The following is a 20,066-nucleotide window of genomic DNA, read 5'->3' as shown; positions in this document are numbered from 1 at the left end:
GATGACCGGATCCCTGCTGCTGCAGAGCCTGGTGCTCGGCGTGCTGCTCGGCGGGCTCTACGCCCTGCTGGCCGCCGGCCTGACCCTCTACTTCGGCGTGATGCGGGTGGTGATGCTCGCCCACTCGGCGTTCCTGATCCTGGCCGCCTACCTGGCCTGGTGGTTCCACCAGCGCACCGGCCTGGACCCGCTGCTGTCGCTGGTGGTGACCGTGCCGCTGTTCTTCGCCATGGGCGTGGGCCTGCAGCGGCTGCTGATCTCCCGACTGCGCCCGGCCACGATGACGATGATGTCGGTGCTGCTCACCTTCTCGCTGGCGCTGATCGTCGAAGGCGTCCTCGGGCTGGTCTTCTCCGGCACCCACCGGCGCATCCAGCTGCCCTACTCCGGCGCCGACCTCGTCGTGCTCGGCGCCAGCATCCCGGTGGTCAAGCTCATCGCCTTCGCCCTGGCCGCCATCGCCCTCAGCGGGCTGTACGCGCTGCTGAAGTTCACCCGCTTCGGGTGGGCGCTGCGTGCCACCATCCAGCACCGCGACGCCGCGCAGCTGGTCGGCATCAACACCGACCGCACCGCCGGGCTGGGTTTCGGGCTCGGGCTGGCCACCGCTGCGGTCGGCGGCACCGCCCTGGCCCTGGACTCCACCATCTACCCGTCGCTGCACTGGCACTGGATCGGCCCGCTGATGGCCATCATCGTCGTCGGCGGGCTGGGCAGCGTCGGCGGCGCGGCCATCGCCGCGATGGTGCTGGGCCTGGGCCAGAGCTTGCTGCAACTGCCGCTGGGCACCACCTGGGCGCAAACCCTGTTCTACGTCGCGCTGTTCGCCACCTTGATGCTGCAACCCCGCGGACTGTTCGGAGGCCGACTTGCGCAGCGTTTCTGACCTCCTCCGCCCCGCCGGCCTGCTGGCGCTGGCCGCCCTGGTGCTGGCCTTCCCGCAGCTGGCGCCGGACGCCTTCATCCTCTCCGTCGGCGTGGTGATCATGAGCTACGCGGTGCTGGCCACCTCCTGGAACTTCGTCGGCGGCTTCACCGGCTACATCTCGCTGGGCCACGCCGCCTACTCCGGACTCGGCGGCTACGCCACCGCGCTGCTGATCACCCGCACCGGCATGAACCCGTGGCTGGCGCTGCTGACCGGCGCGGTTGTCGTGGCGCTGCTGGCCATCCCCATCGGCATCGCCAGCCTGCGGGTGCGCGGCGCCTCCTTCGTCATCGTCTCCATCGCCCTGGTGCTGATCACGCTGCTGGTGTTCCAGAGCTGGGGCGAGCTCACCGGCGGCTCCAACGGCCTGCGCGTGCCCCGCCCCTTCGGCGAGGACGTGCTGCGCCCCGAACAGCACGAGCGGTTCTTCTACCTGCACGCCGCCGTGCTGGCCCTGGCGCTGCTGTGCTGGTGGATCATCGACCGCTCCCGCTTCGGCGCCGGTCTCAAAGCCATCCGCGAGGACGAGGACAAGGCCCAGTCCCTCGGCGTGCCGACCTTCGCCTACAAGCTGGTCGTGTTCGTCATCTCGGCGCTGTTCACCGCGCTGGGCGGTGGCCTGTACGCGCTGTGGTTCGGCTTCCTGGACCCGGTCTTCCAGTTCTCCATCCTCGCCGGCTCCTACCTGGTGCTGATGAGCCTGCTCGGCGGCATCCGCAGCCTGTTCGGGCCGCTGCTGGGCGCGGTGGTGGTCGGCTACGCCGTGGAGTTCTTCAAGAACTCCTACGGCGACACCCAGCTGCACCTGGTCGCCCTCGGCGTCCTGCTGGCCGCGGTGGTGCTGTTCATGCCCGAAGGCGTCATCCCCGCGCTGACCGGCTGGCTGCGCAAACCCAGGGCCACCTCGATCCGCGAGGTCAGCCAGGCCGAACTCGCCGCGCAGCGCACCCCCGAGGAGGCCACCCGATGAGCCTGCGGACCACCGAGCTCACCAAGTCCTTCGGCGGGGTGCGGGCCGTGGACGGCGCGAGCGTGAGCTTCCTGCCCGGCAAGGTCAACGCGCTCATCGGCCCCAACGGCTCGGGCAAGACGACCTTCTTCAACTGCGTCACCGGCATGATCAGGCCCGACTCCGGCACCACCCGCTACCGCGGCCGCGACATCACCGGCGCACCCGCGCACCGCATCGCCCGCGCAGGCATCGGCCGCAGCTTCCAGCTGTGCCGGATCTTCCCGCGCATGACCGCGCTGGAGAACCTGCTGGTGGCCGTGCGCACGCCGGGCCTGCTCGGCAAGCTGCTCCCGGCCCGCCAGCGCGCCGACCTCGACCGCGCCCAGCACCTGCTCGAACGCGTCGGCATCGAGCACCTGGCCGAGGCCCAGGCCCGCGACATGTCCTACGGCCAGCAGAAACTCCTGGAACTGGCCGGAGTGCTGATGACCGACCCGGAAACGATCATGCTCGACGAACCGGCGGGCGGGGTCAACCCGGCGCTGCTGGACCGCATCGCGGCACTGGTGCGCGAGCTCAACGCCGAAGGCCGCACCTTCGTCATCGTCGAGCACAACATGGACCTGGTGATGAGCCTGTCCGACCACGTCGTCGTCTTCGACCGGGGGCGGCCCATCGCCACCGGCACGCCCGGCGAGGTGCGCGCGGACCCGGCAGTGCTGGAGGCATACCTTGGCGTCTGAGCCGCTGCTCGAACTGCGCGACGTCGAAGCCGGCTACGGCCGGGCGGCGCTGGTCCTGCGCGGGCTGACCGTGCGGGTACCGCCGGCCAGCGTGGTGTGCCTGGTCGGCCCCAACGGCGCGGGCAAGTCCACCGTGCTCAAAGTGGCCAGCGGCATGCTCGCCCCGCGCTCGGGGCGGGTCCTGCTGGAGGGCACCGACATCACCGGCAGGCGCCCGCAGCAGATGCCGGCCGCCGGGCTCACCCACGTGCTGCAGGGCCACAGCGTGTTCCCGGAGATGACGGTGGGCGAGAACGTCCTGCTCGGCGCCTACGCGCTGCGCGACAAGACCCGCACCGCCGAGCGCGTGGAGTTCGTCAAGGACCTCTTCCCTGTGGTGGCGCAACGCTGGGACTCCCTGGCCGGGGCGCTGTCGGGCGGGCAGCAGAAGCAGGTCGAGTTCGCCCGCTCGCTGATGGTCAGCCCGCGGGTGGTGCTGCTCGACGAACCGTCGATGGGCCTGGACCCCAAGGCCACCGAAACCGTCTTCGCGCAGGTGGCCCGGATGCGCGAGGCGGGCACCGCGGTGCTGATGGTGGAGCAGAACGCCCGCCGCGCGCTGGAAACCGCCGACCTGGGCTGCGTGCTCGACCTCGGCCGGGTCCACCTGTCGGGCCCGGCCGCCGAACTGCTCGCCGACGACCGGCTGGGCGAGCTCTACCTCGGAACCCGCCGCGCGGGCACGTCATGACACCGCATTCCCACCGCAGGGAGACGCACACATGACCGAGCACACCTACCGCATCCTGATGAACGGCGTCACCGGCCGGATGGGCTACCACCAGCACCTGCTGCGCTCGGTGCTGGCCATCCGCGACGACGGCGGCATCGACCTCGGCGACGGTTCGCGCATCCAGGTCGAACCGGTCCTGCTGGGACGCAACGCCGACAAGCTCGCCCACATCGCCAAGCAGCACGGCATCGCCGAATGGCACACCGACCTGACCGCCCAGCTGGCCGGAGACGCCCAGATCTACTTCGACGCCCAGGTCACCAGCCGCCGCCACGAAGCCATCACCGCCGCACTGGCCGCGGGCAAGCACGTCTACACCGAGAAACCCGTCGCCGGGTCGATCGCCGAAGGGCAGCAGCTCGTCGACGCCGCCCGCGCGGCCGGGGTGGTGCACGGCGTGGTGCACGACAAGATCTTCCTGCCCGGGCTGCGCAAGCTCAAACGGCTCGTCGACGCCGGCTTCTTCGGCCGGATCCTGTCGGTGCGCGGCGAATTCGGCTACTGGGTGTTCGAAGGCGACCTGCTCCCGGCGCAGCGGCCCAGCTGGAACTACCGCGCCGAGGACGGCGGCGGGCTGGTGCTGGACATGTTCTGCCACTGGAACTACGTGCTGGAGAACCTCTTCGGCCGCGTCCGCGCGGTCACGGCCAAAGCCGTCACCCACATCCCCCAGCGCTGGGACGAGCACGGCCGCCCGTACCGGGCCACCGCCGATGACGCCGCCTACGCCATCTTCGAGCTCGACGGCGACGTCATCGCCCAGGTCAACTCCTCGTGGGCGGTGCGCGTGGAGCGCCGGGAACTGGTGGAGTTCCAGGTCGACGGCACGCACGGCTCGGCGGTGGCGGGCCTGTTCGGCTGCCGCGTGCAGCCCCGGGTGCGCACGCCCCGGCCGCGGTGGAACCCCGACGAGCCCACCACCGAGGACTTCCGCGCCCAGTGGGACGAGGTGCCCGACAACACCGAGTTCGGCAACGGGTTCCGCGCCCAGTGGGAGCAGTTCCTGCTCGACGTCCACCACGACCGCCCGCACGCCTACGACCTGGCCGCCGGGGTGCGCGGCCTGCAACTGGCCCACGCCGGACTGGAGTCCTCAGCCCAAGGCCGCCGCATCGCACTGCCCGGTGATGCCGCATGAACAGCCGAGCCCTGCTCAACCGCACCTCAGGGGACCGTGACGCGACCCGGCCACAAGAAATCGCACAACGCAGGATCAAGCCGGAACGCAACCACCACTGCGAATCGCGGGGAGGCGGACCAGCATGAGCACCATCGACCTGCCCACGAGCGGGGGTGGCTGGCGGCGGATCACGGTGCGCGAGCCCCGGGCGTGGAAGCCGCATCCGCAGCCCTACACCTCGCGGGTGGTCTTCGCCGCCGCGCACGTGGTCGCCGACCCGCTCGGCGACAACAGCCCCGGCGCGCCCGCCGCGGTGGACTGGGAATCCACCTTGGCGTTCCGCCGCGTGCTGTTCGACTACGGCATGGGCGTGGCCGAGGCCATGGACACCGCGCAGCGCAACATGGGCCTGGACTGGGCCGCGGTGCAGCAACTGGTGCGGCGCAGCGCCGAGCAGGCCCGCGCGTGCGGTGCCCGCATCGCCTCCGGCGCCGGCACCGACCACCGCACCGATCTGTCCACACTGGACGACGTCATCGCCGCCTACGAGCAGCAGGTGGCGTTCGTGGAGTCCACCGGCTCGCAAGTGGTCGTGATGGCCTCCCGCCAGCTGGCCGCGCTGGCCCGCGGCCCCGAGGACTACCAGCGGGTCTACGACGCGGTGCTGCGGCAGGTCGCCGAACCGGTCGTGCTGCACTGGCTCGGCGAGGTCTTCGACCCGCACCTGACCGGCTACTGGGGATCGGCCGACCTCGACACCGCCACCGCGGTGTTCCTGGACCTGGTGCGCGAGCACGCGCGAGCCATCGACGGGGTGAAGGTCTCGCTGCTCTCAGCCGAGCACGAACGCCACCTGCGCGCCGAACTGCCCACCGGGGTGCGGCTCTACACCGGCGACGACTTCCACTACCCGCAGCTCATCCGCGGCGACGGCACCCACCACTCCGACGCGCTGCTGGGCGCCTTCGCCGCGATCGCCCCCGCGGCCTCGGCGGCGCTGAGCGCACTCGACGACGGCGACCTGACCACCTACGACGTGGAGATGGAGGCCACCGCCGCGCTGTCGCGGCACCTCTTCAGCACGCCGACTGCCCACTACAAGACCGGTATCGCCTTCCTGTCCTGGCTGTCCGGACACCAGCCCGGGTTCACCATGCTGCACGGCATGCAATCGGCCCGCGGCCTGGTGCACCTGGCGCGGATCTTCGAGCTGGCCGACCAGCTCCGGCTGCTGCCCGACCCCGACCTGGCCGCGCACCGCATGCGGTTGTGGCTGCAAGCGGCAGGAGCGAGCCGATGAACACCGACGTCCCCTCCGCGACCCCCGCCCGCATCCGCACTCCCGAACCCGGTGATCCGCGGCTGGCGCGGCTGGCGCTCAACCAGCGCACCACCGCGAACTGGTCGCTGCCCGAAGCGGTGCGCGGCTGCGCGGCCGCCGGCATCGGCGCGATCGGCGTGTGGCGCGAGCCGCTGGCCGAGACCGGGCTGGCCCGGGCCGCGCGGATGATCGCCGATGCCGGGCTGCGCGTGTCCTCGCTGTGCCGGGGCGGGTTCTTCACCACCGGGAACACCTCGGACGACAACCTGGCCGCGCTCGACGAAGCCGCCGCGCTGAGCTGCCCCACCCTGGTGCTGGTGCCCGGCGGGCTGCCCGAAGGTTCCCGCGACCTGCACGGGGCGCGTCAGCGCGTGGCCGAGGCCATCGCCGAACTCGTCCCGCACGCCCGGGCCCGCGGCGTGCGGCTGGGCATCGAGCCGATGCACCCGATCTTCGCCGCCGACCGCGGCGTCATCTCCACCCTCGCCCAGGCCCTCGACCTCGCCGAAGCGCATCCACCGGACGTCGTCGGGGTCGTGGTCGACACCTTCCACCTGTGGTGGGAACCCGGCGTGCTCGACCAGATCGCCCGCGCCGGGCCGCGCATCACCGCCTACCAGGTGTCGGACTGGATCACGCCGCTGCCGCCCGACGCGCTGCTCAGCCGCGGAATGGTCGGCGACGGCCACATCGACTTCACCACCTTCACCCGCGCGGTGATCGACGCCGGCTACCGGGGCGATGTCGAGGTGGAGGTCTTCAACGCCGAGGTCTGGGCCGCCCCCGGCGCCCAGGTGCTGGCCACCTGCGCCCGCCGCCACGCCGAGCTCCTCGCGCCCCACCTGCCCCGGGAAGGACGGTCCACATGAGACGCCGGACGTTCACCGCGCTGCTGGCCGCCGCGCCGACCCTGGCCATGGCCGCCCCCGGCGTGCGCATCCGCCCCGGCGACGACCCCGCCCACTGGGCGCCGCTGACCCCGCACAAGTGGGCCTTCGGCCACGGCCAGGTCGTCCTGACCGAACGCGGCGAAGCACCCGAAGGCCCACGACGGCCCTACGAGTACGCCATCGTGCGGCAAGGCCCGGACTTCGGGCAGCTGCGCTGCACCGCCGAAGTCCGCATCGACGAACCCGTCACCCGCGACGACCGCGACGTGGTGCTGATCTTCGGCTACCGCTCGCCGACCCGCTTCTACTACGCCCACCTCTCCCAGGACAACACGATCTACCCGCACAACGGGCTGTTCGTCGTCGACGACGCCGACCGGCTGCGCATCGACGACCAGTGGGACGGCACCACCGGCGCGCCACCGGCCATCGACGACACCGACTGGCACCACGTCCGCCTCGACCACGACCCCGCGACCGGCCGCATCGCGGTGCACCTGGACGGCTCGCCCGAGCCGCTGCTGACCGCCACCGACACCCGGTTGCCCGGCGGCCGCGCCGGATTCGGCTCCTTCGACAACCACGGCCGCATCCGCGAGCTCACCCTCACCGGCCGCCCCGCCTGACCTCCGTCCCCACCACCGCTGGAGTCCCCATGCGAGCGCACAGACGCCGGGTCGCCGCGATCACCGCAGCGGTGCTCGCCGCGACCCTGACCGCAGCACCACCGGCCACCGCCGACGAGCCGATCACCGACCCCATCCCCGAAGCGCCCATCGCCGCCGAGTTCGGCCTGGTCCTGGAGCAGCACGCGCAGCTGCCCGCCACCGAGGCCACCCCGCCGGCCACCGACCCGCGGCTGATCCGCCACAACCGCATCAACCACATCGGTGAGATCCCCGACGGCTCCGGCCGCCAGTACGTGCCCGACCTCAACGGCCCGCTGCACCTGCTCGACGGCGGCCAGCAGCACCTCTACCTGGACTTCCGGGAGCGCTTCGAGCACTTCTTCTCCGGCAAGGGCATGGGCAGCGGCTTCGGGTTCGTCGCCTTCCACCCCGACTTCGCCACCAACGGCAAGTTCTACACCGTGCACTCCGAGGGCGAAGGCGCCATCGCCACCCGACCGCCCACCTACCCCAACCAGCCCGAGGCCGTCGTGCAGAGCGTGGTCACCGAGTGGACCGCCCAAGACCCGGCCGCCGACACCTTCACCGGCACCCAGCGCGAGATCTTCCGCTACGGATTCGCCACCCACGTCCACGCCGTCCAGCAGATCGACTTCAACCCCACCGCCCGCCCCGGCGACCCCGACTACGGGCTGCTCTACCTCGGCGTCGGCGACGGCGGCATCGGCCTGGACACCGACATCCCGCAGGACCTGAGCACCCCGGCGGGCAAGATCCTGCGCATCGACCCCGCGGGCAGCAACGGCCCGGGCGGCCGCTACGGCATCCCCGCCGACAACCCCTTCACCGGGCGACCCGGCGCGCTGGGCGAGATCTACGCGGTGGGCATGCGCGACCCGCACCGCTTCAGCTGGGACCCGCAGGACCGCCGCATGTTCCTCGGGCACATCGGCCAGCACGCCATCGAAGCCGTCTACGAGGTGCGCGCGGGCGACAACTTCGGCTGGAGCCGGCGCGAAGGAGCCTTCACCTTCGACCCGCAGACCCAGTGCTACCTCTACCCGCTGCCCGCCGACGACGCGAAGTACGGCTACACCTACCCGGTCGCCGCCTACGACCACGACCCGCCGCCGAACTGGCCGTGCAACTCCGACAGCGGCCACGCCGTCTCCGGCGGCCAGGTCTACCGCGGCCAGGACCTGCCGCAGCTGCGCGGCAAGTACGTCTTCGGCGACCTCGTCGACGGCCGCGTGTTCTACACCGAGACCGACCAGATGCGCCGCGGCCGGCCGCGCGCGCCGCTGCACGAGCTCGCGCTGTTCGACACCAGCGGCAAGCAGCTGCGGATGAGCGACTTCGTCGGCGACGGGCGGGTGGACCTGCGCTTCGGCACCGACTCGCAGCGCAACCTCTACCTGCTGGCCAAGGCCAACGGCACCATCTGGAAGGTCACCGGCACCCGCCCGGCCCGCGACTCCGAGGTCACCGACACCGTGCGCCGCGACCTGGTGGCCCACTACGACTTCGAGCACCCCTTCGCCGCCGACGACTCCCGCGAACTCGACACCGGCTCCTCGCGCACCCTGCTGTCGCTGATCAACGGCGGGCAGGACATGCGGGTGCCCGACGGGGCGTTCCCCGGCAGCAACAACGCCCTGCAAACCCGGCAGATCACCCCCGACGCCGACGGCAACGACGACTGGAAGGCCGGTGTCTGGGACGAGACCGGCTCGCTGTCGGCGTTCAACGCGACCCGCGGCGCCACCGTCATGGGCTGGTTCAAGATGACCGGCGAGAACCCCGCACCCAACACCACCACGCCCGACCCAGCCGACCGCTACCACGCCGTCGGCCTGGCCGGGCTGCTCACCGGCAACTCCACCGGCCACGACGTGCGGGCCCTGCTGGAGCTGATCGAGGTCGACGGGCAGCTGCGGCTGGTCGCCCTGGGCCGCCGCCTCGACGACGGGGCCTCGCAGACCTTCGCCGCCCAGCAGGACTGGCGCGAACTGCTGCCCGCAGGCCAGTGGGTGCACCTGGCGGCGACGTTCGACTACACCACCGGGCAGATGGCGCTGTACCGCAACGGCGCACCGCTGCCCGGCTTCTACACCGACCCGGGCGACCCGTGGCAGGTCGACGGCACCGGCACCACCGCCTCCACGCCGCGCGGCATCAAGATCGGCGGCAGCTTCCCCGGCAACGACCGGGAGCGCAACCCCTGCCACTGCCGCATGGATTCGCTGATGTTCCTCAACACCGCCGCCGACCAGCGCACCATCGCCGAGCAGTACCGCCGCTTCACCGACCGCTGACATCCGCGCGGGGTGGGTCCGCCCACCCCGCGCCAAGCCCCCCAGCTGCGAAAAGGAGGCTGCTACGGTTCGATCATGACGCAACCGGCCGGTGTCGCCGACTACCGCAGGTTCTGGGCGGCATCGACCACCTCGATCTTCGGCACCTACGTCACCACCCTCGCCCTGCAGGTCCTGGCCGCGCTCACCCTGCACGCCACCGCCACCGAACTCGGCCTGCTCAACGCCGCCCGCTGGGTGCCCTACCTGCTGCTGGGCCTGTTCGTCGGCGTCCTGGTCGACCGCTACCGCAGCAAACCCCTGCTCGTCGGCGCCGACTTCGCCCGCGCGGTCGTGCTGTGCGCGATCCCGCTGCTGCACCTGGCCGGCCTGCTGACCCTGCCGGTGCTCATCGCCTTCGCCGCGCTGCTGGGCCTGCTGTCGCTGTTCTTCGACGCCGCCGACCAGGCATTCCTGCCGAAGCTGGTCCCGGTGCACATGCTGACCTCGGCCAACGCGCGCCTGGAGCAGTCCCACGCCGTCGCCCAGACCACCGGCCCGCTGCTGGCGGCAGCCCTGGTCAAAGCCATCGGCGCCCCGCTGGCCATCCTGGTCGACGCGATCTCCTACCTGATCTCCGGTGCGCTGCTGGCGGGCATCGGCACCCGCGAGCAGTCCGCACCGCGCGCGCAGCGGCGCGGCGTGCTCACCGAACTGCGCGAAGGCGCCTCCTGGGTCTACCGGCACCGCATGCTCGGCCCCCAGTCGCTGGCCGGGCACCTGTGGTTCCTGGCCCACAGCATGCTGACCACCGTCTACGTCCTCTACGTGCTGCGCGCACCGGAGGGCGGCCTCGGGCTCGGCGAGTTCCAGCTGGGCATCAGCTACGCCTGCGCCGGTGTCGGGGCGGTGGCAGGCGGTGCGCTGGCCAACCGCAGCGGCCGCCGCTTCGGCGCCGGGCGCACCGTGGTGCTCACCCGCGTGCTCATGCCGCTGCCGTGGCTGCTGGTGCCGCTGCTCGGTCCGAGCCCGGCGGTGATCGTCCTCCTGGGGCTCTCGCAGCTGCTGTTCTGGGTGCTCATGGGCCTGGAAGGCCCCAACGAGATGGCCTACCGGCAGGCCATCACCCCCGACCGGCTGCAAGGCCGGGTCAACACCACCATCCGCTCCCTCAACCGCGGCGCGATCGTCATCGGCGCCCCGCTCGGCGGCCTCATCGCCGACGCCACCAGCCTGCGCACCGCGCTGTGGGCGGGCATCGCCGGCCTCGTCGCCTCCGCGGTGGTGCTGGCCGCGTCCCCGTTCCGGCACGCCACCCTCCCCGAGCCCGCCACCCCGCAAACCACGGGCTGACCGGCGCTTCGGCTACCGTGGCGCTCGTGAACAGCCAGCCAGTACCCGGTGGACCGGTGCACGAACTGCCCGCAGACCTGCGCGAGGCGCTCATCGCCGACGGCACCGCGCTCGCGGCGTGGCACGACATCACGCCCCTGGCCCGCAACGAGTTCATCTGCTGGGTCGAGGACGCCAAGCAGGCGGCCACCCGCGAACGCCGCATCCGCCGGACGCGGGAAGAGCTGCTGGAAGGCAAGCGCAGGCCCTGCTGCTGGCCCGGGTGCAAGCACCGCGAGCGCAACGGCCGCTAGCGCTCAAGCAGGACGGGCCCGCCCGGCCAGCAACTGCACCGCCAGGCCCGCCAGCACCGCACCCATGAAGTACCGCTGCACCCGCAGCCACCCCGGCCGCCGCGACAGCAGGCCCGACACCGATCCCGCGGTCACCACGATCAGCGCGTTCACCGACACCGCCACCACGATCTGCACCGCGCTCAGCAGCAGGCTCTGGCCCGCCACCCCGCCCCGCGCCGGATCGACGAACTGCGGCAGCAACGACACGTAGAGCACCGCGATCTTCGGGTTGAGCAGGTTGGTCACCAGCCCCATCGCGAACAACCGGCCCGCGGTGTGCTCGGGCACCGCCGCGGGCGCGAACACCGACATCCCGCCCGGGCGCACCGCCTGCCAGGCCAGCCACAGCAGGTACACCGCCCCGGCCACCTGCACCGCCGTGTAGAGCGCGGGCACTAGCGTGAACACCGCGGCGATCCCGGCCGAGGCCGCCGCGGCGTAGACCAGGAACCCCACCGCCACCCCGGCCAGCGACACCAGACCGGCCCGCCGCCCCTGCGTCACCGACCGCGACACCAGGTAGACCATGTTCGGCCCCGGGGTCAGCACCAACCCCAGCGCCACCACCGCGATCCCGGCCACCGCACCGAAACTGACCACGCCCGCCACCTCCGCTAGTCCGTTCCGGTGAACGCTAAGCGGCGGCGGAGCAGGCGCGAACGGCCAATCCGCCGGAACTGGCCACCCTCACCCGTAGGTCGGGTACTGCGGCCAGCCCGCGGGGCTGTCCTCCCATTCCTCCTGCCGGCCGTAGGCGGTGCGGTCCATCATCTGCGCCACCGGCAGCACCGCCTCGACGCCTCGCGCGGTGGTCATGTACGTCAGGTACGGCTTGCCGTCCTTGAGCAGGTAGTAGGAGTAGCCGGGCCGCAGCACCTCACCGCCCTGCTCGTCGCGCTGCGTCCAGCCCCAGTCGTAGTGGTAGGTCGTTCCGGCCGAGGAGACCCACGGGTACTCCCAGCCCCGCTCGGCGCGCCAGGCCTCCAGCTTGCCGATCGGCGCCTGCGAGATCATCGCGAACGCGATCGCCTCCTCGGACAACCGCTGCGTGGTGGCGGGCAGGTTGTCCACCGCCCACGTGCAGCTCGGGCACCCCTCGTCCCAGTCCGCGCCGAACATCACGTTCTGCACCACCAGCAGGTAGGTGTCGCCGAACAGCCCGCTCAGCGGCACCGGTCCGCCCGGGCCGGTGAAGACGTAGTCGGGCACCTCCACCATCGGCAGCCTGCGCCGGGCCGCGGCGACCCGGTCGTTGTGCCGGGTGACCTCCTTCTCCGCGGCCACCTGCTCGGCGAGCGCCTCCTCGAACGCGGCGCGGTCGACGATCTCCGGTGCGGCCTTCGGCTGATCGCGCTTGGTCATGATTGCTCCTCCTGGCCGTGGTGAGCTGACAACTCCACCAGGTCAGACCGCACCGCAGGCTCGAACTCATCGCCGAGGTCGATCACCAGCGGTTTCATCCGCACCACCCTCGACGTGGTGACCGGAGCCGCGTTCACCCCGGCTGTGGTGTTCACCGAGGAGGCTGAATCGGTCCCGCGCCGCGTCCACTGTGATCCGTGGCGGGCCCGCCGCGGCGCTCCGGCGCTGGGGATAGCATCCGGACTAGGCAATCACCCGGCGAGCAGGAGAACGAAACCCCATGACCAAAGCTCCCGTCACCGTGACCGTCACCGGTGCGGCCGGTCAGATCGGCTACGCGTTGCTGTTCCGGATCGCTTCCGGTCAGCTCATCGGGCCCGACACCCCGATCAAGCTCCGCTTGCTGGAGATCCCGCAGGCGGTCAAGGCGGCCGAGGGCACCGCGATGGAGCTCGACGACTGCGCGTTCCCGCTGCTGCAGAGCATCGACATCACCGACGACGCGCGCACCGCTTTCGACGGCACCAACGTCGCGCTGCTGGTCGGCGCCCGCCCCCGCGCCAAGGGCATGGAGCGCGGTGACCTGCTGGAGGCCAACGGCGGCATCTTCAAGCCGCAGGGCGAGGCCATCAACGCCGGTGCCGCCGAGGACGTGCGCGTGCTGGTGGTCGGCAACCCGGCCAACACCAACGCGCTGATCGCCCAGGCCCATGCCCCGGACGTGCCCGCCGAGCGGTTCACCGCCATGACCCGCCTGGACCACAACCGGGCGCTGACCCAGCTGGCGCAGAAGCTGGGCGTGTCGGTCAGCGAGATCAAGAAGCTGACCATCTGGGGCAACCACTCCGCCACCCAGTACCCGGACCTGTTCCACGCCGAGGTCGGTGGCAAGATCGCCGCCGAGCAGGTCGAGCAGTCCTGGCTGGCCGACGAGTTCATCCCCACCGTCGCCAAGCGCGGTGCGGCCATCATCGAGGCCCGCGGTGCTTCCTCGGCGGCCTCGGCCGCCAACGCCGCCATCGACCACGTGCACACCTGGGTCAACGGCACCCCGGAGGGTGACTGGACCTCGGCGGCGGTCGTCTCCGACGGTTCCTACGGCGTGCCGGAGGGCCTGATCTCCTCGTTCCCGGTCACCGCCCGCGACGGCAAGTTCGAGATCGTGCAGGGCCTGGAGATCGACGAGTTCTCCCGCGCCCGCATCGACGCCTCGGTCAACGAGCTGGTCGAGGAGCGCGACGCCGTCCGCAAGCTCGGCCTGATCTGAGCCGGACCGCTCGGGGCCGCACCCCTCGCGAGGGGTGCGGCCCCGCGGTGTTTCCGCGGTCTCTACGCCGGGTGCGCGAAGACCGGGTAGTGGTCGGAGAAGTCGGTGTAGGTGTAGGTCTGGCCCCACGAGGTCACCGACCACTCCGGCGAGTGCACCGCCCGGGTCTCCGAGACCCAGCGCTGCTGCCCGTGCCCGGCCAGCGGCAGCACGTGGTCGAGCTGCTGGCCCGGCCAGCCCGGTGCCTGGTAGGCGGCCACCGAGTTGGTCGCCGGGTCGTAGGAGAAGGGATGCCCGGTGGTCTCCGGGGCGGTGGCGCCCAGGGTGGCCAGCGCGGCGGTGAACTCCTCGGCCGTGGCGTCGATGTTGAGGTCACCGGCCACCACCACCGGTTCGGCGGCCGGGATCGCCCGGTCCCGCACGAACTGCGCGATCTCGCCCAGCTGACCGGCCCGCACGCCCGGTGCCCGGTCACCGCAGGCGTTGTCGTCGGCCTGCAGGTGAGTGCCGATCACGTGCACCGGGCCGGTGGGCGAGTCGATGCGGGTGTAGGCGAATCCCTTGTTGGAGGCGGCGTCGGCGCCGCAGCCCGGTCCGAAGACGTACTGGACGCGCTCGGTCACCGGCCAGCGGCTGAGCACCGCCACCCCGCCGTCCTCGGGGCGGGTGTCCGAATAGGACCCCAGCGTGGCGTCCCACCCGTTCCGCGAGCGCCCCAGCACCGGCGTCTGGTGCGGGTAGTCACCGGCGAGGTTGGCCAGCAGGCGCTGCGAGGCCTCGTTGTCGAAGGCCTCCTGCACCACCACGACGTCCTGACCTGCCAGCACGCCTTCGGAGGCCAGCAGGTCGGCGCGTTGCAGCTGCCCCCAGTTCGGGAACAGAGAACGCGGGAGCATGAACACGTTGTAGGAGGCGATCCGGGGACCGTCGGCGGCGGCCACGGCCGACGGGGCCGCCAGCCCGCTCATCACCACCGCCAAAGACATGAAAGCGATTCGTATCTTCACGGTGGATCATCATGCCGCCCGCAGGCACCACCATCCAGGCCTCCGCGGCGAACACCCGGGATCAATTCGGTTGCCACCGCACGGCGCCGACCAGCAGTATCAACGCATGGACCGGCCTGCCGAGAAGATCGACCTGGAATCGGCGGTGCTGCGGCGCTGGCGCAGCACCGACCTCGCCGCGCTGCACCGCGTGGTCACCGAAGCACTACCGCACCTGCGGCCGTGGATGCCGTGGGCGGCCGGTGACTACTCGCTGGAGAACGCCGCGGAGTTCCTCCAGAAGACCCAGGACAACTGGCGCAGCGGCCGGGCCTTCACCTACGCCATCACCGTCGGCGGCACCATCGCGGGCTGCATCGCCCTGGAACGCCGGATCGGCCCCACCGGCCTGGAGATCGGATACTGGCTGCACCCCGGCCACACCGGCCGCGGCCTGGTCACCACCGCCACCGCCGCGCTCGTCGACCAGGCGCTGGCGCTGCCCGGCATCGACCACGTCGAGATCTGGCACGACGCGGGCAACACCGCCAGCGCCGCCGTCCCGCAACGCCTCGGCTTCACCTGCGTCGACCGCCGCAGCCCGCCCCGCGAACTGCCCACCAGCCCCGGCGAAGCGGGCATCGACGTCATCTGGCGGCTGACCCGCTGACCGCTCAGGTCGCGGCCGGCCGCTCGCCCATCCGCGAGGGCTCCAGCAACGAGATCGCGTTGCCGTCGGGATCGGTGAACGACGTCGCCCGCCCCCACGGCATCTCCTGCACGTCACCGGCCTGCACACCCGCCCCGCGCAGCTCGGCGACATCGGACTCGACGTCCTCGGTGTGGAACTGCAGGTGCACCGGACCGCTGAGCTCCATGCCGCCCACCGGGAAGTCCACCAGCACCACGCCGCTGGGCGAGCCGGGCGGAGCGACCATCAGGAACCGGCCGTGCGGACCGGCCACGTCCACCACCAGCTCGAAACCGAGCACGTCGACGTAGAAGTCGCGGGACCGGGCCTGATCGCTGACCGGAACGGACACGAACTGCAGGCGTGAGATGCGCATGAGGCCACCGTAAACCGAACGCGCGCACCTACAATTCGAACGCCAGGTGCGGCCGCGACCAGGTGATCTCGCCCGCCGGCGGCACCGTGCCGACCCGCCGGGCACCCATCGACAGGTAGAAGCCCTCCGACGGAGGGTGCGACACCACGTGCAGCCGCCGCAGCCCGCGCGCCCGGGCCTGCCGGCAGGCGTCGGTGATGAGCAGGCGGCCCAGACCCCGGCCCTGCGCGGCGTCGTCGACGAACATGTAGTCCAGCTCGCCCTCACCATCGGCACCGCGTCCCGGCACGATCACCGTGTGAAAGCCCAGCGGCCGCCCGTCACCGTCGCGAGCGACCCGCACCAGATGCTCGGCGAGGTACCCGGCGTCGATGCCCAGCTCGGCCACCATCACCCGGTAGTGCCCGTCGTAGGCGCTGCTGGTGCGCACGATCCGCGTCAGCTCCTCGGCGTCGGCGATCGTCGCGTCCTCCACGTGCGTCGTCATGCCCCCGAGTCAACACGACCTCACCGACACCGTTCGAGCGGTGGTGCTGGGGGCAGCTGCGACACCGGATCCAGAACCGGCTTGAGTTCGCGCCGGACCAGCCGGCGTATGGTCCAGGCATGCCTGATCCGCGGCAGGGTCGGCGGGAATCGAGTGAACTGCGGACGCCATTCGTGGTCGAAGGACAGGATTCCCCTGAGCGGGAATTCCCAACGAACCCCTCTGGCGCGCGCAGGGGGCGGCGGAACATCCGGCAATTGCGGCAGTGGCGGCCAGTCGAGGTCCGCCTCGGCGGACGACCTCGTCGCGTACTCCTGCGCCACACCTTCCCGGAAGGAGCGGTAGGTTTCGTCGTCGTAGACGAGCAGCAGCAGCCGGGTGGGCGTGGTGGCGTGCAGCGCTTCGGTGAATTCCCACATCGTCCCGGAACCGGGAGCCGCGGTGATGATGACCGCGTGCGCCCCCTTGATCAGCCTGCTCGCCGTGTCCTTCCAGTCGTCGTCGCGGGGCAGGTAGCCGCGTTCAGCACCGAGTTCCGGCAGGGGCTCGCCGGGCTGGCCGATCGCGACGATGCGGCCCAGGCCCTGGAACTGGCTCACCAGGAATTCCTCGTAGGTCCCGACGAGCTCGAAGGGAGAGCCGGCGCTCAGGGACGGGTCGTCACCCGGTGGCAAGGCCATCACGGGGTCGAGGGAGAAGGGGCGCAGGTAGAGCAGATAGCGCTCCCCGGCGAGCTCTTCGAATGAAGGGATGATCCGGTGGCGCAGCTGCTTGCCCTTCTTGAGCAGGACGTTGCCGATGCCGAAGAGCAGGAACCCAGGCGCGATGACCGCGAACGCGATCATCGCAGACATCCAGATCGGGACATCGGACACAGGATCACGGCTCTCGTACAGCTGGAAGTCGATCCAGGGAATCAAGATCATGGGCATCAACAACGACAGGGCGAACAGCGTCCACCCCACAACGGTCAGCGCGAGCCCACGGCCAGGACTTTGCCGGGCCTGCCCACCAACGGGACGGCGGTTGTCATCACGCGGTTGCCCTGCTGGAACCTCAACCGGCTCCAGCAGGCCTCCGATGAAACCAAGAACGATCGGCACCCAGATGATGAGATCCCGCGCGAAGGATCGGTGGTCGACGCCGATGAGCAGCACGCCGGCCGTCGCGGTTGTGACCAGTGTTGCGATGTGCGCAAGAACCTGCACCCGGTCCAGGTTTCCGGCCACGAGACTTTTGATGACCGCGCCGATCACCCATGCCCAGAGAATGCGGATCAGCATCGACGCCAGGGCGAAAATGACGAGCACCCACTTGAACAACGTGGTGTCCAGAAAGGGGGACAGGGCGCCGATCGGGTTGTGGCCCTGCGCATTCTCCGATGCGGCGTCCTCCAGTATTATCCGCAGTTCTACGAATACCGCGACGGCCATTCCCAGCACGAACACGGTGTCCGGCACCGACCGGTGCGGGCCGCGCCCACCCGTCTCCCGCCCACGGCCGACGTGAACGACCACTGCGACCTGGATCAGCGCAGCAGCCACCGCGATCCACACGGCGGCATCAGGAACAGGAGACACTTCGCCATGATCACCCAGGCGGAGTGATGCCGGCCTCGAATCGAGAACAACCACGCCCGGCGAACCAATGACCACCTGAAAGGAGCATCCAGGCCGTCAGCGATCCGGGCTCGGTGCGGGCCGGCGATTTCCCGGTGGAAGCCGGTTCACCACAGCGAGTTGATGGCCTCCTCCAGGGCGAGCATGCGGTGCGGGCCCGCGAGGTGTCGGGTGAGGTAGGCGCAGGAATAGCCGTGCCGCAGCGACACCCACGCCGTGGAACCACCGATCCCGCCCATGTCCAGCTGGTCCTCCTCGCGCTGGGCTCCCAGCGTCCAGGTCACGTCGCAGTTCAGGAACTCGTCGTGACCGCTGGCCTGCGGGGCGATGAGCTCACCGTGCATCCGCTCGCCCAGCAGCCGCGCCACCGGCCCGGCGGTGTCGGTGAGCGCGGCGAAGAACGACGCCATCGCTGAAGCCGTGGCGTGCAGGCCGATCGCCGGGAACTGCGCCCGCCGCCACCGCGCGCTGTTGGCCACCGCCACCTCCAGCGCGCCCGGTGGTGTGGTCAGGGCGCGCTGGACCAGCCCGCCGGCCTGCCCGAACGTCCAGTACCCGGGGTCGCCGACGACCAGCTCGGCCACCCTCGGCAGATCCGCCTCGGGCACGCCGAAGTGCGCGTCCCAGCCCAGCGGCGCGGCCACCTCGCGCCGGAACACCTCGCCCAGGCTTCGCCCGGTCATCGCGCGCACCACCCCGTCGAGCAGGTGCCCGTAGGTCAGGGCGTGCTCGGCGATGCGGCTGCCGGGCGGCCATTCCGGTGCGGCCGCGGCCAGCTCGGCGCGCAGCCGCGCGTCGTCGAGCAGATCGGTCGTCGCCTCCGGGAACGCCGGCTGCCCGGCCTGGTGGCTGAGCAGCTGCCGCAGCGTCGTGGCCGACTTGCCCGCCGCGGCGTAGTCCGGCCACACCTCGGCCACCGGCCGGTCCAGCCCGAGCCCGGCATCGGCGAGCACCTTCACCGCGGTCAGCGCGGCAAGCGGTTTGCCCAGCGAGAAGACCTGCACCAGCGTGTCATCGCGCCACGGAGCGCGGTGGGCGGCGTCGGTCCAGCCGCCGCTGAGCCGGACCACCTCCCGGCCCTCGTGGCGCACGACCAGCCCCGCGCCGGTCTCCGCTCCGGAGGCCAGCAACCCGTCGAACACCTCGCGCACCACGGCGAACCGCTCGTCCACCACGCCCTGCGATCTCATCGTCCCCCGTTCCTCCACAGTGGATCCAGCTGCCGACGTGGCAGGTCGAACGCAGGTGGGTACCAGTTCGCCCGCACCGGTTTCCGGGTGCTGCGGTCGATGCGGCGTGCTGCGGCGACGTCTCCGACGAACGGTCCGCCACCAGCGCGCCCGCTGATCACCCGCACCTCCCGCAGCACTCGTTCCACAACCAGTCCTTCGACTGACGACTCCAGACTATTGGGACGATCAACTGATTTTTCCCTCGGAGCGAACACCGGCTCACCGGCCCGGCGCCGCCGGTAGCGTCGTGGGGTGTCTAGCAAGATCCGTCTGCTGCGCAGCTCAACACTGTCCGATGTGGCCGAATACGCCTACGGCGCCGTCGTGCCACCCGATGCACACCTCCTGTTCGCCGCGGGGTCCTGCCCGCTCGACGACGACGGGGCGACCGTGGCGGTCGGCGACTACGCCGGCCAGGCCCGCCAGATGATGCACAACCTCAAGACCGCCCTGGCCGAAGCCGGGGCCGAACTGTCCGATGTGGTCAAGACGACCGTCTACGTGGCCAGCAGCGACCAGCAGGACCTGGTCACGGCCTGGGAAGTGGTGCGCGACTACTTCGCCGACCACGACCACGACCCGCCCAGCACCCTGCTCGGCGTGACCGTCCTGGGCTACGACGACCAGCTGGTGGAGATCGACGCCCTGGCCGCTCTGGCCACGGCCTGACCCCGTGGTGGGGGGGCGCCCCCCGCGCCCCCCCCCCCCC

General features: G+C 71.2%; 21 protein-coding genes. 14 read left to right on the top strand and 7 right to left on the bottom strand.

Features of this window, described 5'->3' with window-relative positions; all coding sequences use genetic code 11:
* The first annotated feature begins 1 nt into the window (after position 1).
* The 11 genes from OU416_RS15195 to OU416_RS15145 all read left to right on the top strand — a co-directional run bounded on the left by OU416_RS15195 (position 2) and on the right by OU416_RS15145 (position 11,295).
* Positions 2-886 carry a branched-chain amino acid ABC transporter permease gene (locus tag OU416_RS15195; RefSeq protein WP_270927603.1) on the top strand — a complete coding sequence of 295 codons (885 nt, stop codon included), beginning with the start codon at positions 2-4 and terminating at the stop codon, positions 884-886.
* Positions 870-1,898, top strand: coding sequence for a branched-chain amino acid ABC transporter permease (locus OU416_RS15190; RefSeq protein ID WP_270927602.1), 1,029 nt, complete (start codon positions 870-872; stop codon positions 1,896-1,898). The genes OU416_RS15195 and OU416_RS15190 overlap by 17 nt, the downstream gene beginning before the upstream one ends.
* Entirely contained in the window at positions 1,895-2,623 is a 729-nt protein-coding gene (locus OU416_RS15185; RefSeq protein ID WP_270927601.1) for an ABC transporter ATP-binding protein, read from the top strand. The genes OU416_RS15190 and OU416_RS15185 overlap by 4 nt, the downstream gene beginning before the upstream one ends.
* Complete coding sequence (locus OU416_RS15180; protein WP_270927600.1) at positions 2,613-3,353, top strand: ABC transporter ATP-binding protein; 741 nt, start codon at positions 2,613-2,615, stop codon at positions 3,351-3,353. The genes OU416_RS15185 and OU416_RS15180 overlap by 11 nt, the downstream gene beginning before the upstream one ends.
* 31 nt (positions 3,354-3,384) lie before the next feature.
* Positions 3,385-4,533 (top strand): Gfo/Idh/MocA family protein, encoded by a 1,149-nt coding sequence (locus OU416_RS15175; protein WP_270927599.1) that lies wholly within the window; start codon positions 3,385-3,387, stop codon positions 4,531-4,533.
* Between the two features lie 124 nt (positions 4,534-4,657).
* On the top strand, positions 4,658-5,815 hold the full coding sequence (locus tag OU416_RS15170; RefSeq protein ID WP_270927598.1) for a dihydrodipicolinate synthase family protein: 1,158 nt from the start codon (positions 4,658-4,660) through the stop codon (positions 5,813-5,815).
* Positions 5,812-6,705, top strand: a complete 894-nt coding sequence (locus tag OU416_RS15165) for a sugar phosphate isomerase/epimerase family protein (protein ID WP_270927597.1) — start codon at positions 5,812-5,814, stop codon at positions 6,703-6,705. Before OU416_RS15170 ends, OU416_RS15165 begins: the two co-directional genes overlap by 4 nt.
* Entirely contained in the window at positions 6,702-7,352 is a 651-nt protein-coding gene (locus tag OU416_RS15160) for a hypothetical protein (RefSeq protein ID WP_270927596.1), read from the top strand. The genes OU416_RS15165 and OU416_RS15160 overlap by 4 nt, the downstream gene beginning before the upstream one ends.
* Before the next feature lie 29 nt (positions 7,353-7,381).
* Positions 7,382-9,670: a PQQ-dependent sugar dehydrogenase gene (locus OU416_RS15155; protein WP_270927595.1), complete on the top strand. Its 2,289-nt coding sequence runs from the start codon at positions 7,382-7,384 to the stop codon at positions 9,668-9,670.
* Between the two features lie 75 nt (positions 9,671-9,745).
* Positions 9,746-11,002, top strand: coding sequence for an MFS transporter (locus OU416_RS15150; RefSeq protein WP_270927594.1), 1,257 nt, complete (start codon positions 9,746-9,748; stop codon positions 11,000-11,002).
* A gap of 26 nt (positions 11,003-11,028) precedes the next feature.
* Complete coding sequence (locus tag OU416_RS15145; protein WP_270927593.1) at positions 11,029-11,295, top strand: YdeI/OmpD-associated family protein; 267 nt, start codon at positions 11,029-11,031, stop codon at positions 11,293-11,295.
* 3 nt (positions 11,296-11,298) lie between these two features.
* On the opposite strand, the gene OU416_RS15140 is transcribed toward OU416_RS15145, so the two are convergent.
* Entirely contained in the window at positions 11,299-11,937 is a 639-nt protein-coding gene (locus tag OU416_RS15140) for a LysE family translocator (RefSeq protein WP_270927592.1), read from the bottom strand.
* Between the two features lie 87 nt (positions 11,938-12,024).
* A complete protein-coding gene (locus tag OU416_RS15135) occupies positions 12,025-12,699 on the bottom strand; it encodes a DUF899 family protein (protein ID WP_270927591.1) in 675 nt (224 codons plus the stop codon).
* 280 nt (positions 12,700-12,979) lie between these two features.
* On the opposite strand from OU416_RS15135, the gene OU416_RS15130 reads away from it, so the two are divergent.
* Positions 12,980-13,966, top strand: a complete 987-nt coding sequence (locus OU416_RS15130; RefSeq protein ID WP_093146003.1) for a malate dehydrogenase — start codon at positions 12,980-12,982, stop codon at positions 13,964-13,966.
* Between the two features lie 62 nt (positions 13,967-14,028).
* On the opposite strand, the gene sph is transcribed toward OU416_RS15130, so the two are convergent.
* Positions 14,029-14,952, bottom strand: a complete 924-nt coding sequence (gene sph, locus OU416_RS15125) for a sphingomyelin phosphodiesterase (protein WP_270927590.1) — start codon at positions 14,950-14,952, stop codon at positions 14,029-14,031.
* 127 nt (positions 14,953-15,079) lie between these two features.
* Between sph and OU416_RS15120 the strand changes: the two genes are divergently transcribed.
* Positions 15,080-15,622 (top strand): GNAT family N-acetyltransferase, encoded by a 543-nt coding sequence (locus OU416_RS15120; RefSeq protein WP_270927589.1) that lies wholly within the window; start codon positions 15,080-15,082, stop codon positions 15,620-15,622.
* A gap of 4 nt (positions 15,623-15,626) precedes the next feature.
* Here the strand turns inward: OU416_RS15120 and OU416_RS15115 are convergent, their stop codons facing one another.
* The 4 genes from OU416_RS15115 to OU416_RS15100 form a co-directional block, all read right to left on the bottom strand.
* On the bottom strand, positions 15,627-16,019 hold the full coding sequence (locus OU416_RS15115; protein ID WP_270927588.1) for a VOC family protein: 393 nt from the start codon (positions 16,017-16,019) through the stop codon (positions 15,627-15,629).
* Between the two features lie 28 nt (positions 16,020-16,047).
* Entirely contained in the window at positions 16,048-16,506 is a 459-nt protein-coding gene (locus tag OU416_RS15110) for a GNAT family N-acetyltransferase (RefSeq protein ID WP_270927587.1), read from the bottom strand.
* Between the two features lie 20 nt (positions 16,507-16,526).
* Positions 16,527-18,161: a hypothetical protein gene (locus OU416_RS15105; RefSeq protein WP_270927586.1), complete on the bottom strand. Its 1,635-nt coding sequence runs from the start codon at positions 18,159-18,161 to the stop codon at positions 16,527-16,529.
* A 71-nt stretch (positions 18,162-18,232) separates the two neighbouring features.
* Positions 18,233-19,315, bottom strand: a complete 1,083-nt coding sequence (locus OU416_RS15100; protein WP_270927585.1) for a serine hydrolase domain-containing protein — start codon at positions 19,313-19,315, stop codon at positions 18,233-18,235.
* A gap of 294 nt (positions 19,316-19,609) precedes the next feature.
* On the opposite strand from OU416_RS15100, the gene OU416_RS15095 reads away from it, so the two are divergent.
* Positions 19,610-20,026, top strand: a complete 417-nt coding sequence (locus OU416_RS15095) for a RidA family protein (protein WP_270927584.1) — start codon at positions 19,610-19,612, stop codon at positions 20,024-20,026.
* Positions 20,027-20,066 lie beyond the last annotated feature (40 nt).

The sequence above is a fragment of the Saccharopolyspora indica genome (assembly GCF_027853965.1).
Classification (GTDB): Bacteria; Actinomycetota; Actinomycetes; order Mycobacteriales; family Pseudonocardiaceae; genus Saccharopolyspora; species Saccharopolyspora indica.
Note: the sequence above shows the minus strand (reverse complement) of the source record. Positions and strands in the feature narration are given on the sequence as shown.